The following is a 14,314-nucleotide window of genomic DNA, read 5'->3' on the forward strand; positions in this document are numbered from 1 at the left end:
GGTGGATACGGTCGGCCCCTACAATCGCGGCTTTCGCGAATTCACCGAGGCCTACGAGGCCTTCGGCTTCGCGCAGATCCATGCCGATGCCGTTCCGTTCCTGCCCGAGCGCCCCGGCCTCGTTCTCGACGTCGGCGCCGGCAGCGGCCGCGATGCCGCCTGGTTCGCCGAGCGTGGTGCCGAGGTGATCGCCGTCGAGCCTGCCGGCGCGATGCGGCAGGGCGGCGCGATGCTGCACCCCTCCGGCCAGATCCGATGGTTCGATGACCGGCTGCCGGCGTTGTCGGCCGTGCACCGGCTCGGCCTCGCCTTCGACGTGGTCTGGCTCAGCGGCGTGTGGATGCACGTGCCGCCGGACGACCGCCAGCGCGCGATGCGCAAGCTCGCGACGCTGCTGAAGCCGGGCGGCCGCATGGTGATCACGCTGCGCCACGGCCCAGCGCCGGATGATCGCCCGATGTGGCCTGTCGACGCGCACGAGGTCGAACGGCTCGGCCTCGAATTCGGCCTGTCGCTCCGCGTCGCGACCGAGCGTCGTGACGACCTCCAGCGCCGGCCCGGCGTGCGCTGGCAGACCGTCATCCTCGACCTGCCGGACGATGGAGGCAGCGCATTGCCCCTGCTCCGCGGCGTGATCCTGCGGCAGGAGAAGGCGGCCACCTACAAGCTCGCGTTGCTGCGCGCGATCGCGCGGATCGCCGACGTGTCGCCCAACGTCGCGCGCGATGCCGATGACTGCGTCGAACTGCCGCTCGGCCTCGTCGCCCTCTACTGGCTCAGGATGTTCAAGCCGCTGCTGGAACGAGGGCTGCCACAGATGCCGGAGCGGTCGGGTGCCGCGCCCTCGTCCGCGCGCGAGCCGTTCCGCGCCCTGGGGCCGGTTGCTGCGTACGAGCTTCGTCCGGGTGCCGTGTTCCCAGGCGAGGCCGGCGATGCGATGCGCCGCGCCCTCGCCGATGCCGCCCGCACGATCGCCCAGATGCCGGCGACACACCTCACCTACGCCAACGACACGCCCGTGTTCCCGACGGCATTTGGAGGCGTCCCCGCGCGTGGCGCTGCCTTTGCCGTGACCGAGGAGCCGCTCTGGACCTACGGCGTGACGCGCGTGCCGCTTCCCGTCTGGCACGCGCTGCTGCGGATGAGTGCCTGGATCGAGCCGATGCTCGTCGCCGAATGGGTGCGGCTCACGCTCGGCTACGCGGAGAAGGCCGGCCGAAGCATCAACGCCGGCGAGGTCATGGCCGCGCTGCGCTGGGTCGAGCCGGAGCGTGATACGCGCCTTGTCCGCGACCTCACGCTGCGGCGGCTTGCTGCGGGCGGCACGGTGCACTGCGTCTGGAGCGGCCGCGCGCTCAGCGCCGGGACGCTCGACATCGACCATTGCCTCCCCTGGTCGGCCTGGTCGTGCAACGACCTCTGGAACCTGCTGCCGACATCGCGTGCTGTGAACCAGAAGAGCAAGCGCGAGAGGCTGGTGACCGCCCCCGCGCTGGCGTCCGCACGCTCCGCCATCCTCGACTGGTGGGCAGACGCCTACCGCAACGACGACGCGCTGCGGGTTCGTTTCGCCGAGGAGGTCCGCACCAGCCTGCCCGTCGCGAAACGCACCGATCCGGACCCGGAAGAGGTCTTTGCCGCGCTGGAGTTCCGCAGGCTCCGCCTCCACCAGGATACCCTGCTGCCCGAGTGGCGCGGCATGGCGAGCGCGCCCTGACCGGCGAGGGTGCTGCGCGGACGCTGCCCTCGAACGCATGCCTGCTCGCCCGGAACGGTCATGGGTCGGCCTGTTGATCACCCCTGCCGCGCGGGACTAGGGTTGGCCCATCAGGTGCGTGACGGGGGACATCATCATGCAGGCCAAACTCACCGCCGAGTTCCTCGGCACGCTCTGGCTCGTGCTCGGCGGCGTCGGCTCCGCGGTGATCGCCGCACAGTTCGCGACCGTTGGCATCGGGCTGCTCGGCGTCTCGATCGCCTTCGGGCTCACCGTCATCACCATGGCCTATGCGATCGGCCACATCTCCGGCTGCCACCTGAACCCTGCCGTCACGGTCGGCCTCGTCGTGGCCGGGCGGTTCAAGGCGTCGGAGGCGCCGGGCTACATCGTCGCCCAGGTCGCCGGCGCGATCGCCGCGGCCGGCATCCTCTATGTCATCGCCTCCGGCCGCGAAGGGTTCGAGATCGCGCGCGGCTTCGGCGCCAACGGCTTCGGCGAGCACAGCATCGGCAAGTACAGCCTCACCGCCGGCCTCGTGACCGAGATCGTGATGACGTTCTTCTTCCTGTTCGTCATCCTCGGCGCCACCCACGGCAAGGCGCCGGCGGGCTTCGCGCCGCTCGCCATCGGCCTCTGCCTCACCCTCATCCACCTCATCAGCATCCCGGTGACGCAGACCTCGGTGAACCCCGCGCGCTCGACCGGCCCTGCGCTGTTCGTCGGCGGCTGGGCGATCCAGCAGCTCTGGCTGTTCTGGGTGGCCCCGCTGATCGGCGCCGTGCTTGCGGGGGTGACGTACAAGGTGCTGTCGCCCGACGAGACGCGGTGAGCGGCGGAACCATCCTCGCGGTTTCGGCAGCCCCCGGCCACGGCTTCAGCAAGCGGCCAACCACCGAGATCACGCTCGTCGCTGGCCTGGGCGTCGCCGGCGACGCGCATGCGGGCGAGACGGTGAAGCACCGCTCGCGCGTCGCGCGCGACCCGACGCAGCCGAACCTGCGCCAGGTTCACCTGATCCACGCCGAGCTGTTCGATGAGCTCGCGCCCAGGGGCTTCGCGCTGGCTCCTGGCGACATCGGCGAGAACGTGACCACGCGCGGGCTCGACCTGCTGGCCCTTCCCACCGGCACGCTGCTTCGCCTCGGCGAGGCCGCGACGGTGGAGCTCACGGGCCTGCGCAACCCCTGTTACCAGCTCGACCGTTTCGCTGACGGGCTGATGGAAGCGACGCTCGACCGCGCGGCGGATGGCTCGCTCATCCGCAAGGCTGGCGTGATGGCGGTGGTGCGGACGGGCGGGGTGGTGCGCGCGGGCGACGCCGTCACGGTGACGCTGCCGGAAGGCCCTCACGTGGCGCTGGCGCCCGTCTGACCGGCTTGCGTATCCTTCCCGCAACGAACACGGGAGGAACCAACGATGACCATCATCACCCGCCGCGCCGCACTCGCCGGCCTCGCCGCCGCGCCTGTCGCGGGGCGCGCCCATGCGCAGGCCTATCCGTCACGCCCCGTCACGCTCGTCGTCGGCTTCGGCGCCGGCGGGGCGACTGACCTTGGCGCGCGGCTTCTCGCCACGCATGGGGCGAGGCATCTCGGCCAGAGCATCGTGGTGGAGAACCGCGTCGGCGGGTCGGGCGTGGTGGGAACCGATTTCGCCCGCCGCGCACGGCCCGATGGCTATACGATGCTGATGAGCCGCGGCGCGCCGGCTGTGATCAGCCCCGCCCTCGAGCCGCGCACCACGCCCTACCGGTGGGACGAGTTCAGCATCGTCGGCCTGTCGGACGTGAATGCGCTCTGCGTGTGCGTGAAGGCGGATGCGCCGTGGCGGACGGCGGCTGACCTGTTCGCCGCGATCCGTGCGCGGCCGGGGCACCTCAACTACTCCTCCTCGGGCCCTCTCTCGCTCATCGGGCTTGCCTCGAAGATGTTCCTCTGGGCGGGTGGCCTGCCGGTGGACGCAGCCGTCGAGATCCCGTTCCGTTCCGGCGCCGAGACGTTGACGGCGGTGATCGCGGGCCAGGTGCAATTCGCGTCCTTCAACATGAGCGAGGCCGCGCCCGGGCTGAGTGCCGGCACGATGCGCGCAATCATGGTGACGGTGCCTGACCCGTTCCCCGGTGTCGCCGGCGTGCAGACGGCTGCCGAGGCGGGCATGCCGGTTCTAGAGAATTTGGTCGGCTGGAACGCGCTGGTCGGGCCCCCCGGCCTGCCGGATGATGTGGTCGCGAAATGGAACACGACGCTCGCGGCATTGAAGGGCGACGCCGAGTGGAACGCCGGCCACGCGCGCATCGGCAACATCCCCCGTGTGCTCGGCCGCGACGAGACGGCCGCGTTCATGAAGGCGCAGTACGAGCTCTACGTCCGGCTCGGCCGCGAGGCGCGGATCGGGGGTGGGTGAGGGGGCTCAGCCATGTGTTTGATTTCAAGCTCGGTCAGGTGAGCAAGCGGCGCTAGTGCGATCTCGTCGACCTCGCTGACAAAGAGGTTGAGGAGCTTGCTCAGGCTGGCAAGCGGTGAAAAGTCGCTGACCTGGGTTCCGCTCAGGGAGAGCGATCGGAGATTGGCGAGGCCAGCGAGCGGTGCGATGTCGCTGACCTGGGTCCCACTCAGGTTGAGCGACTGAAGAGCGGCGAGGCCAGCGAGCGGTGCGATATCGCTGACCCGGGTTCCGCCGAGGAGTAGCGCTTGAAGGCCGGAAAGTCCGGCGAGCGGCGCAATGTCGCTGACGAGTGTTAGAGAGAGGTCCAGCGTCCTTAGCGCAGAGAGCCGGGCTAGAGGCGTGATGTTTTCAGCCTGAGTTTGGTTGAGCCAGAGCTCTCGGAGCTCGGAGAGATGAGCTAACGCTCCGATGTCGCGTACCCGTGTTCCACCAAGCCCAAGTATCTGGAGGCCCGCGAGGTGAGTCAGCGGTGTGATGTCGCTCACCTCATTCCCGGTAAGGTCGAGCCTTCTGAGCGCGACGAGCCCAGCGACTGGTGCGAGGTCAGTGAGAGGAGGGTGTCGTAAACCTAACTCAAAGATGAAGGGCACCCACGCATTCGGCGGCGGCGTGCCAGCGACGATGAGGCGCTTCACCTCGTCGAGGTCGAAGTCCGGCGGCGGTTCGGCGCGTTGTGTTGCTGGCGGTCTCGGCAACGGCCCTGTCAGCGGAACGGGGAGCATGCCCCCCTCCGCAATCTCCCTCGCGCCCCGCAATCCTTCCTCCACCGCGACGCGCAGGTCGGCCGGCATCGTCCGAGCAATCCGCGCCGTTTCGTCGGGAACGCGCAGGGCGAACGCGACGATGCGGTCGTAGAGAGGAACCTGGCTCTCCAGCGCCGAGCCAAGCGCGCCGAGATTGAGGGCGAACACCGCACCGGCGAATGCCTTGAGGAAGCTCCGTCCGGTCGCCAGCGCCCTGTGCCCGGCCTTCTCTGCCTGAACGCCGCCTCGCGGCGCGCTTTCCGCCGTCTCGACCGGGATCAACGCATCCGCCGCGTCATCATCCGACAGGGCGCCGATGTCCCGCGCCGTCTCGATCATCTTGCGGGTGGCGGGAAGGTTCTCGCGCACCGTCTCGAACCGCTCAGGCCGGTTGAGGAACGCGCCCGCCTCATCATCCGCCGCGCGGGCCGAGGGGAAGCTGCGCACCCAGACAGCGAGGGTGGCCACCGCATCGCGCAATGCTCTGCGGATGTCGGGTGGAAGCGGGTTTTCCGTCGCAAGTGGATCGGCTGTCAGGTCGTTGTCGAGGTCGACGAACGACGCGAGGCTTGCCGACAGGTCGTAGATGCGCCCAATGCGGTCTGGCAGCTGGTCTGCCGCAACGTCGAGGGCTTCGCGCAGGCGTTGGAGCTGGCGCGGTAGCGGCCTCCAACCATCCTGGTTGTCCAGCCGGTTGCCGATATCCTGCGCAAGGTCATGAAGCTTTTCGCGAACGGTCTGCTGCCGGGCGATGACCTGTCGGTCAGCCGCCGCGGCGATGTCGTCGGCGGTGCCCTTGGCGACAACGAAGCGATCGCCCTTCAGGACGAAGTCGAGGGCATGGGGCTCGCGGGGCGCAGCTGCGATTACCGCCCGCGCAGCTTCTTGTTTGGCCGCGTCCAGGCTCGTCAATGGGGATGGGCGGTTGCGGATATCGTCGGCCATGGACGAAGTACACGGGTACACGATGCAGGATGCCAACAGAAATCTCGCCCCACATCCGCAACCCAAGCACAAAGCCCCGCGCGATAACGCGCGGCACCGGAGGGACACCGATGCCGCCTGACACAGTCACCACAGCAACCACCGCCACGCGCCACGCCGAGCGTCTCTCGCGCGCGCTCGCCCATCTCGGCGACAATCTCGATGCGCCACCCGGCCTCGAGGCGCTCGCATCCGTCGCCGCGTTCTCGCCATTCCACTTCCACCGGATCTGGACGGCCGCGATGGGCGAGACCATCGCCGACACCACGCGGCGGCTGCTGCTGCACCGCGCCGCGCATGAGCTCGTGCGTGGTGCGCTGCCGCTGGCGCGCATCGCGCAGCGGGCGGGCTACGCTGGCCTTCCCGCCTTCGGCCGCGCCTTCAAGGCGGCCTACGGGATCAGTCCGGCAGCGTATCGGCGCGCGGGCGGCATCGGCGTCCCCCCGGTCCACGTGACACCGAACGAGGACGGAACGATGCACGATGTCTCCATCATCCGGTTTCCCGGCGCGCATTGCGCTGCGCTGCGCCACATCGGCGCCTACCAGGACATGGGCCCGGTGTTCGACAGGCTCGCCGCCTGGGCCGGCGCGCGCGGGCTGATCGGGGAGGCGACGCGGTTCATCGGCGTCTATCACGACGAGCCCGATGCCGTTCCCCTGTCGAAGCTGAGGTCCGACGCAGCCCTCACCATCCCGGCGGGAACGGCGGTCGAGCGCCCCATCACGCTGCTCGACATCCCCGCCACGCGGGCGGCGATGTTCACCTTCAAGGGGCCGTATGCCGAACTCGAAGGCGCCTATCGCTGGCTCTACGGCACCTGGCTGCCGGCGAGCGGCGAGGAGCCGGCCGACTTCCCCTGCTTCGAGGACTACCTGAACGACCCCAAGACACTTCCGCCACCGGAATGGTTGACCGCGGTCTACCTGCCGTTGCGGGGCTGAGGCTTCTCGGCGGGCGCGGGAGTTTTCCGGATGTAGCGGCACCACTCCCGCGCCACGCAGCGCCAGCACTCCGGCGTGCGCGCCTTGCACACGTAGCGGCCGTGCAGGATCAGCCAGTGATGCGCGTCGCGGAGGTACCGGGGCGGGATGCGCGCGACGAGCCCATCCTCCACCGCGCGCGTCGTCCGCCCCGGGGCGAGGCCGGTGCGGTTGCCGAGGCGGAAGATGTGCGTGTCGACCGCCATCGTCGCCTCGCCGAAGGCGACGTTCAGCACCACGTTCGCGGTCTTCCGCCCGACACCCGGTAGCGCTTCCAGCGCCGCGCGATCAGAAGGCACTGCCCCGCCGTGGTCGGCGACGAGGCGTGCCGCCAGCGCCGCGACATTCTTCGCCTTCGCCTGCCAGAGCCCGATGGAGCGGATGAAGGGCGCGATGCCGGCCTCGCCGAGGGCGGCCATGGCAGCCGGCGTGGGGGCTGCCTTGAACAGCGCGGGCGTTGCCTTGTTCACCGCCGCATCCGTCGTCTGCGCCGAGAGAACCACGGCGACGAGAAGCTGGAACGCATCGGCGTAGACCAGCTCGGTCTCCGGCGCCGGGTTGGCGGTGGCCAGTGCCGCGATGAATGGGGCGACGTCGGCGGCTGCCATCCGGCGCGCGGTCGGACGCACTGGTCTCTTGGTGGGGCGGGTGCGGGGTTTCTTCGTCGTCTCGCTCATGCCGCGTACATGCGCGGGCGTTGGCGGGGGCGCAAGGCCACACGCTGTGCGCTTGGCGAGGCGGGCGGCCGCGCCATATCGTCGTCATGATGGCAGAAGCGGGAACCCAGGCGCCCCTGTTCCACGCGGTGCTGACGGCGCAGCGCAGCCTTGGCGTGCGTGGCTTCGCGTGGGCGGCGGGTGTGCTGGTCGCGTTCGCCGCGCTCTCATGCGCGGTGTTCCTCGCGCTCGGCGCGTGGCCCGTCGTGGGCTTCGTCGGGGTTGAGATCGGGCTCGCGCTGCTGCTGCTGTGGCTGCACCAGCGCGCGGGACGCGGGCTCGAGGAGCTCACGCTCGATGACGAGGCGTTGACCGTCACGCGCGTCGATGCCGCCGGGCGGCGCGTCGCGTGGCGGCTTCAGCCAGCGTGGCTGCGCGTAGCACTCCGCCCCGCCGAGGGCGATGCCGCGGCGCATGTGCAGCTTGCATCGCACGGGCGCACGCTGGCCATCGGCGCGTTCCTGACCCGTGACGAGCAGGCGGAGCTCGTCACCGCGCTCGAGGCGGCGCTGGCGCGGTGGCGTGCGCCTGCGTCGCCCTGAGCGGCGCCCGGAGCCTCGGCAGTCAGGCGCTTGGCGTGTCGACCGGTGCGAGCGACTTGATCAGGTCGAATACGCGCTTACGTACGGAAGGATCCGTGATGCGGTAGTAGGCGCGCACGAGTTCGAGCGTCTCGCGACGATGCAGCGTGTCATCGTCGAAGCCTTCCTGCGGTTCCGAGAAGCCGACGGCGCGGCGCACCGCGTTGCCGCCATACTCGCGGGCCAGCGGCTCTGGCATGTCGTCGAAGAAGAAGCTGATCGGCACATCGAGCACGCGTGCCAGGTCGAACAGCCGTGAGGCGCCGACGCGGTTCACGCCACGCTCATATTTCTGCACCTGCTGGAAGGTGAGCCCAAGCGCCTCCCCAAGGCGCTCCTGGCTCATGCCAAGCAGCGTGCGACGCAGCCTGATGCGGCTCCCGACATGAACGTCGATCGGGCTCGGCCGGCTCTCGCGATCAGGCTTCTCAACAGTCTCATCCGCCATGGAAGCAACCCCCTTGCTGCCAAGCGACCCAGCATTTCCGTCATGCATGCGAACGGCACCCCCTTCTGGGCGACGCTGCGGGTCTTGCCCCTAGCACCCCTGAAGAATGAGTAAACGATACAACCACTGCGCGTCAAGACTGATCCAAGCGACGATAGACGTAATTGGTGAAGAGAACGTTCTGCAACTTTTTAGACGGCGCCTCTCTGATCGCGCAACCGTATGCGCAGAACGATCCCGCCCAGCAGCGACAGCATGGCCAACCCAAGGGGGATCCACAACCCACCCCAGGAGAACGGCGTCGGCGCGCGCGCAGCGGGCAGCGGCGCGGCGAGCACACCCGTCTGGCCCAGCCCGATCGCGCCAACCGTGCGGCCGCGCGCGTCGAACACGGCCGAGATTCCGGTGTTTGCCGCGCGCACAAGCGGCAGTCCCTCCTCCACCGCGCGCAGCCTGGCGGCGGCGAGGTGCTGGTAGGGGCCGGACGAGACGCCGAACCACGCATCGTTGGTGAGGTTGAGCATCCAGCTTGGGCGCTCTCCAGGGGCGGTCACGTTGCCGGGGAAGATCACCTCGTAGCAGATCAGCGCCGAGAAGGCGGGCACGCGGGCGGCCAGCGCGCCGGCAAGCGTCACCGTCCGTGGCCCGGGGCCGCGCGAGAAGTCGAGATTGCCGGGAACGATCGTCTCGATCGGCAGCACGCCGCGCAGCGGCACATACTCGCCGAACGGCACCAGGTGGTGCTTGTCATAGACGGCGATGACGCTGCCCGCGCCGTCGAGCCCGATCATGCTGTTCCAGATCCGCACCGGCGGCATCGTGCCCTCGGGCTGGCGCTCGAGCCGCGGCGTGCCGGCGAGCATGATGGCACCCTGCGGCAAGGCGCGAGCGGCGAACTCGCGCGCCACCTCGTCGGACGCCAGCAGGTAGGGCGAGGCCGTTTCCGGCCAGATCACCACCACCTGGCCTTCCCCCGCCTCCGGGCTTGGCGGCGGCACGGCGTTGGTGAGCCCGAGATAGTGCCGGAAATGCGCGGCGCGCAGATCGTCACGCCATTTGTGCCCCTGCGCGATGTTGCCCTGCACGATACGGAGTGCGACCGGCTCCGGCGGCGCCTCCTCTGGCCAAAGGCGGGCGAGGCCGACGGCGAGGAACCCAGCGAGCGTCGCCGCGCCGATCGCTGCCGTGCGCGCCGACCAGACGAGGGGCAGTAGCGCGAGGATGACGGTGGCAAGCGAGAGCCCGTGCGTGCCGATCCACGCCGCCCCCTGGACCGGCAGCGAGCCGAACGCCCAGGCGGAGCCGAGCAGGTTCCACGGAAACCCCGTGAGCACGATGCCGCGCGCGAGCTCGCCCAGTGTCCAGAGCCCTGCGAAGCCCAGGACGCGGGGCCAGCCCGCCGGGAACCGCACGGCAAGCCCGGCCGGGATGGCGATGAACACCGCGAGGAGGGCAGCGATCGCCGGCACCGCGATCGGCACGAGCCAGGCGAAACGCTCGGCCTCCGTCAGCAGCGCGTGGCTGATCCAGTAGAGGCCGACGACGTGGTGCCCGAGGCCCCAGCCCCAGCCGATTGCCGCGGCGCGCCAGGACCGGCGCCGCTCGACGAGCAGCAGGAGGCCCGGGAGGGCGAGCAGCAGAACCGGCAGCGCGTGGATGGGCGCGAAGGCGAGTGCGGCGAGAGCGCCGAGCCCGAAGGCGGTGACGCCGGCGCGCCACCCGGTCCGCGAGCGGAGTTGGGCAGCGATGACGGAAGGGCGGAGGGCGGCGATCACAGCGGCGCACCCTGACGGCCGCGCCGGCGTGCTGCAAGGGGTGAGCGTTTACGTCCGCATAATGGTCGCACGTCACAGTCGGCCACATGAACCCGCACGGCGATCCGACCGCACCTGACCTGTCGAGCGTGGCGCTTCTCGACCTTGCAGGCATCGGCGCCTGGTCGCTCGACCTGGCGAGCGGCGCGCTGTGGTGGAGCGATGTGACGCGCCAGATCCACGACGTCGGCCCTGACTATGTGCCGACGCGCGACAAGGCCTTCGCCTTCTATCCCGCAGAGGCGCGAGCGGCTCTCGAACGCGACATCGAGGCGGCCTTCTGCAGCGCATCGGCCCTTGACCTCGAGCTCCCCTTCGTCACGGCGCGGAACCGCACGCGGTGGGTGCACGCGCGCGGGCGGATCGTGGCCGAGGCCGGCAGGCCATGCCGCCTTGTCGGCACGCTCGAGGACATCACCGAGCGGCGGATCAGGGCGATCGAGCATGAGAGGCTGACGCTTGTCGTCAGCCAGATGACCAATGCCGCCATCCTGACCGACCGCTGCGGCCTCACCCAATGGGTCAATCCGGCCCTCACGCGGCTGACGGGGTATCCTGTCGCGGCCCTGCTCGGGCGCAAGCCGGGTGCCGTTCTGCAGGGTCCCGGAACCGACCCGGCAACCGTCGCGCGCATCGGCGCGGCTCTCCGTGCCGCCGAGCCGGTCGAGGCCGAGTTGCTGAACTATCGCCGCGACGGCACCCCCTACTGGATCGCGATGACGATCACCCCGGTGCGGCTTGCCGGCGACGAGGTCAGCGGCTTCATCGCGATCGAGAGCGACGTCACGGCGCGACGCGGCGCCGAGGCGGAGGCGGCGGCCGAGTTCCGCCGTCGCGGCGAGACCGAGACGCTGCTGCGCGATATCCTCGACAGCCTGCCGAGCGGCGTGATCGCCTATGACGCGAACGACCGCCTGCTGCTGACCAACCGCGCCTACATGGAGATCTACCCTGGCCTGGGCGACCGTCTCGTCGCCGGCACCACGATGCGCGAGGTCCTCGAGGCCGGCATCGCCGGTGGCATGCATGCCCGCGAGATCCAGCCCGACGCCCCCGCCCCCGAGAAGCAGGCCTGGCTCGACGCGCGGATGGCGGACATCCAGGCAACCGGGAAGAGCCGGGCCTTCCAGACCGCCGACGGCCGATGGATCCAGGGACGGGAGCGGCGCTCTCCCTCCGGCACGCTGGTCGGCGTGCGCACCGACATCACACTCCTGAAGGAGGTCGAGCAAAGTTCGCGACGGCGGGCGGAGGAGGACGAGCTGACCGGGCTCGCGAACCGCTCCGTGCTGTTCGCCTCCCTGACGCGGCACATGCAGGGTCGCCGCAACGACGACCGGGAGGGCCTCTGCCTCCTGACCTTCGATCTCGATCACTTCAAGGCGATCAATGATTCGCTCGGCCACCAGGCGGGCGACCACCTGCTGCGGGAAGTCGCGCGGCGGATCAGCGCGATCCTGCGGCCCACCGATACGGCGGCCCGGCTCGGCGGCGACGAGTTCGCGTTGATCCTTCCCGGCCTCATATCGGTCGAGGCGGCGCAGCGCTTCATCGACAGGCTCTTTGCCGCCGTGTCGTGCCCGATGCGGCTCGCCGGCCGTGACGTGGTGCCGTCGCTGTCGCTCGGTGCCGCGTTCTTTCCCGATGATGCCGACACGGCAGAGGCGCTCTATCGCTGCGCCGACGCAGCGCTCTACGAGGCGAAACGGGAGGGCAGGGCGCGCTGGACGTGCTTCGACGCGCGCCTGCTCGAGACGCTGCAGCGCCGCGCGGCGCTTGCCGACGCGCTGCGGCAGGCAATTGCGGGGAACGCCATCACAATCGCGCTCCAGCCGCAGCGGTGCATGCGGCGCGGTGGGCATGTCGGGTTCGAGGCGCTGGCGCGTTGGCGGAATGACGGCGAGGCGGTCTCGCCCACGGAGTTCGTTTCCGTGGCGGAAGAACGTGGCCTGATCATTCCCCTCGGGGCCGCCGTGCTCCGCGCCTCCCTCGCGGCGATGCGCACGATGCTCGACGCCGGCCTCGAGCCCGGCCGCGTTGCCGTCAACATCTCCTGCGCGCAGCTTCTCGCGCCGGATTTCGTCTCGACGCTGCTGGCGTTCTGCCGCGACGCCGGTGTCGGACCCGACCGGGTCGAGATCGAGGTGACGGAGACCGTCCTGCTCGACCGCTCGGCCGGCAGGATCGGCCAGGTGCTGGGCGAGCTTCGCGCCCTCGGCACGACCATCGCGCTCGATGATTTCGGCACCGGCTATGCGTCGCTGAGCCATCTCCAGCGCTTCCCGGTGCAGCGCCTCAAGATCGACCGGAGCTTCGTCACCGCGGCCGGCACGGAGTCGGGCGATGCACTGATTGCACGGACGGTGATCAGCCTCGCCCAGGGCCTCGGGATGGAAACCGTGGCCGAAGGGATCGAGACGGAGGCGCAGATGGCGTATTTCGCGGCCCATGGCTGCGAGATCGCCCAGGGCTACGCGATCTCAATGCCGCTCGCCGTCGACGATGCGATCGCCTGGCTCGCGGCACGGTCCGTGCCGGCAGCGCCGGCAAAGCCGGCACGCGAGGCGCCGCTTCAGAACGCGACGGCGCGAGGCAGCGCTGCTTGACCGCTACGCCGCGTCGACTGACGGCGCCGGTGCGGGTGGGGTGACGCGGAGCTTGCGGATGCGGCGGCTGTCGGCATCCAGCACGCGGAATGACAGGCCGGATGAATGCGCGATCGTCTCGCCCCGGCCAGGCACGCGGCCGGCGAGCGAGAGCACCAGCCCACCCACCGTCTCGATCTCGGCTTCGTGCTCGGCCTCCGTCAGCAGCTCGCCGACATGGCGCTCGAACTCCTCAACCGGCATGCGCGCGTCGATGTCGAGGCTGCCATCGGGGCGGGCGAGCACCAGCGGCGCATCGGGCTCGTCATGCTCGTCGGCGATGTCGCCCACGATCTCCTCGACGATGTCCTCGATCGTGACCAGCCCGTCGATGCCGCCATATTCGTCGACCACCAGCGCCATGTGCATGCGGCTTGCGCGCATCTCGCGCAGCAGCTCGAGAATCGGTTTCGAGGGCGGCACGAAAAGCGGCTTGCGCAGCAGGTCCTCGATCGCGAACGCGGCGGTGCCGGCCCGCGCGGCGAACAGGTCGCGGATGTGGATCATGCCGATGATGTCGTCGAGCGTCTCGCGGTAGATCGGCACGCGCGAATGCCCCTCGCGTTGGAACAGGCGCGTGAGCTCGGTGAGGTCGAGGCTTGCGGGCGCGGCGATGATGTCGGTGCGCGGCACCATCACGTCATCGGCCGTGGTGCCGCGCAGGCGCAGCACGTTGGCGATCAGCGTGCGCTCCTGCGGGTCGAGCGCCGGCGGCGGCTCCTCACCGTCGCGCACGGCCTCGGCGTTGCGCTCGTCGAGCAGCTTCTCGAGGCTCTCGCGCAACCCCTCCGGATCGCGGCGGCCGAGCAGGCGGCGCACCCGACCGAACGCCTTCGCAACGGGATTCTCCCCGTTCATCGTCGCACTCCATGGCAGGGATTGGCACGATAGGGATTGGCCACGCCGAGGCGCCGAAGCACGGCGGCTTCCTCGCGCTCCATCCGCCGTGCAGCGTGGTCGGTGTCATGGTCGCGGCCCGCGAGATGCAGCGTGCCGTGCACCACGAGATGCACCAGGTGCTCGGCGACCGTGAGGCCGAGCGTGCGCGCCTCGCGCCTGACGACGCCGAGCGCGATCGCGACATCGCCGCCGCCATCGGGCGAGGGGTAGGAGAGCACGTTGGTGGCGTAGTCCTTGCCGCGATGGCGCGCGTTCAGGCCGCTGAGTGTCGCATCATCGGCAAGCAGAAGCGTGACGGGCCCGCGCAGGCGCGCGGCGCGCGCGGCCGCCGCCGC

13 protein-coding genes are annotated in these 14,314 nt (G+C 70.1%); 7 read left to right on the forward strand and 6 right to left on the reverse strand.

Annotated elements, in window-relative coordinates:
- The first annotated feature begins 1 nt into the window (after nt 1).
- The 4 genes from Q0C38_RS19415 to Q0C38_RS19430 all read left to right on the forward strand — a co-directional run bounded on the left by Q0C38_RS19415 (nt 2) and on the right by Q0C38_RS19430 (nt 4,123).
- Nucleotides 2-1,717 carry a methyltransferase domain-containing protein gene (locus Q0C38_RS19415; RefSeq protein WP_291298780.1) on the forward strand — a complete coding sequence of 572 codons (1,716 nt, stop codon included), beginning with the start codon at nt 2-4 and terminating at the stop codon, nt 1,715-1,717.
- A 118-nt stretch (nt 1,718-1,835) separates the two neighbouring features.
- Entirely contained in the window at nt 1,836-2,549 is a 714-nt protein-coding gene (aqpZ, locus tag Q0C38_RS19420) for an aquaporin Z (protein ID WP_291298781.1), read from the forward strand.
- Nucleotides 2,546-3,091, forward strand: coding sequence for an MOSC domain-containing protein (locus Q0C38_RS19425; RefSeq protein WP_291298782.1), 546 nt, complete (start codon nt 2,546-2,548; stop codon nt 3,089-3,091). Before aqpZ ends, Q0C38_RS19425 begins: the two co-directional genes overlap by 4 nt.
- Nucleotides 3,092-3,136: 45 nt before the next feature.
- On the forward strand, nt 3,137-4,123 hold the full coding sequence (locus Q0C38_RS19430; protein ID WP_291298783.1) for a tripartite tricarboxylate transporter substrate binding protein: 987 nt from the start codon (nt 3,137-3,139) through the stop codon (nt 4,121-4,123).
- Here the strand turns inward: Q0C38_RS19430 and Q0C38_RS19435 are convergent.
- Nucleotides 4,081-5,853 (reverse strand): leucine-rich repeat domain-containing protein, encoded by a 1,773-nt coding sequence (locus tag Q0C38_RS19435; protein ID WP_291298784.1) that lies wholly within the window; start codon nt 5,851-5,853, stop codon nt 4,081-4,083. The genes Q0C38_RS19430 and Q0C38_RS19435 overlap by 43 nt on opposite strands.
- 110 nt (nt 5,854-5,963) lie before the next feature.
- Here Q0C38_RS19435 and Q0C38_RS19440 point away from each other — a divergent pair, with 110 nt between their 5' ends.
- Nucleotides 5,964-6,836: a GyrI-like domain-containing protein gene (locus Q0C38_RS19440; RefSeq protein ID WP_291298785.1), complete on the forward strand. Its 873-nt coding sequence runs from the start codon at nt 5,964-5,966 to the stop codon at nt 6,834-6,836.
- Here Q0C38_RS19440 and nth read toward each other — a convergent pair.
- On the reverse strand, nt 6,815-7,483 hold the full coding sequence (gene nth, locus Q0C38_RS19445; protein WP_291298793.1) for an endonuclease III: 669 nt from the start codon (nt 7,481-7,483) through the stop codon (nt 6,815-6,817). The genes Q0C38_RS19440 and nth overlap by 22 nt on opposite strands.
- 158 nt (nt 7,484-7,641) lie before the next feature.
- Between nth and Q0C38_RS19450 the strand changes: the two genes are divergently transcribed.
- Nucleotides 7,642-8,133 carry a DUF2244 domain-containing protein gene (locus Q0C38_RS19450; protein ID WP_291298786.1) on the forward strand — a complete coding sequence of 164 codons (492 nt, stop codon included), beginning with the start codon at nt 7,642-7,644 and terminating at the stop codon, nt 8,131-8,133.
- A gap of 22 nt (nt 8,134-8,155) precedes the next feature.
- Here the strand turns inward: Q0C38_RS19450 and Q0C38_RS19455 are convergent, their stop codons facing one another.
- Nucleotides 8,156-8,620, reverse strand: coding sequence for a helix-turn-helix domain-containing protein (locus Q0C38_RS19455; protein WP_291298787.1), 465 nt, complete (start codon nt 8,618-8,620; stop codon nt 8,156-8,158).
- 191 nt (nt 8,621-8,811) lie between these two features.
- Nucleotides 8,812-10,395: an apolipoprotein N-acyltransferase gene (gene lnt, locus Q0C38_RS19460; RefSeq protein WP_291298788.1), complete on the reverse strand. Its 1,584-nt coding sequence runs from the start codon at nt 10,393-10,395 to the stop codon at nt 8,812-8,814.
- A gap of 86 nt (nt 10,396-10,481) precedes the next feature.
- Here lnt and Q0C38_RS19465 point away from each other — a divergent pair, with 86 nt between their 5' ends.
- Nucleotides 10,482-13,040, forward strand: a complete 2,559-nt coding sequence (locus Q0C38_RS19465) for an EAL domain-containing protein (RefSeq protein ID WP_291298789.1) — start codon at nt 10,482-10,484, stop codon at nt 13,038-13,040.
- 3 nt (nt 13,041-13,043) lie between these two features.
- Here the strand turns inward: Q0C38_RS19465 and Q0C38_RS19470 are convergent, their stop codons facing one another.
- Together Q0C38_RS19470 and ybeY are read right to left on the reverse strand one after the other, a co-directional pair.
- A complete protein-coding gene (locus Q0C38_RS19470; RefSeq protein ID WP_291298790.1) occupies nt 13,044-13,937 on the reverse strand; it encodes a hemolysin family protein in 894 nt (297 codons plus the stop codon).
- A partial coding sequence (ybeY, locus tag Q0C38_RS19475) for an rRNA maturation RNase YbeY (RefSeq protein WP_291298791.1) occupies nt 13,934-14,314 on the reverse strand: 381 nt, incomplete at its 5' end. The genes Q0C38_RS19470 and ybeY, both read right to left, overlap by 4 nt.

Origin of the sequence: Elioraea sp., assembly GCF_022842375.1 — a bacterium.
Taxonomy (GTDB): Bacteria; Pseudomonadota; Alphaproteobacteria; order Acetobacterales; family Acetobacteraceae; genus Elioraea_A.

Bases quoted from the DNA above. Each gene is read 5' to 3' on its own strand.
- Q0C38_RS19430 (WP_291298783.1), top strand. From the start codon at position 3,137: ATGACCATCATCACCCGCCGCGCCGCACTCGCCGGCCTCGCCGCCGCG.
- Q0C38_RS19435 (WP_291298784.1), bottom strand. From the start codon at position 5,853: ATGGCCGACGATATCCGCAACCGCCCATCCCCATTGACGAGCCTGGAC.
- Q0C38_RS19440 (WP_291298785.1), top strand. From the start codon at position 5,964: ATGCCGCCTGACACAGTCACCACAGCAACCACCGCCACGCGCCACGCC.
- nth (WP_291298793.1), bottom strand. From the start codon at position 7,483: ATGGCAGCCGCCGACGTCGCCCCATTCATCGCGGCACTGGCCACCGCC.
- Q0C38_RS19450 (WP_291298786.1), top strand. From the start codon at position 7,642: ATGGCAGAAGCGGGAACCCAGGCGCCCCTGTTCCACGCGGTGCTGACG.
- Q0C38_RS19455 (WP_291298787.1), bottom strand. From the start codon at position 8,620: ATGGCGGATGAGACTGTTGAGAAGCCTGATCGCGAGAGCCGGCCGAGC.
- Q0C38_RS19465 (WP_291298789.1), top strand. From the start codon at position 10,482: ATGAACCCGCACGGCGATCCGACCGCACCTGACCTGTCGAGCGTGGCG.
- Q0C38_RS19470 (WP_291298790.1), bottom strand. From the start codon at position 13,937: ATGAACGGGGAGAATCCCGTTGCGAAGGCGTTCGGTCGGGTGCGCCGC.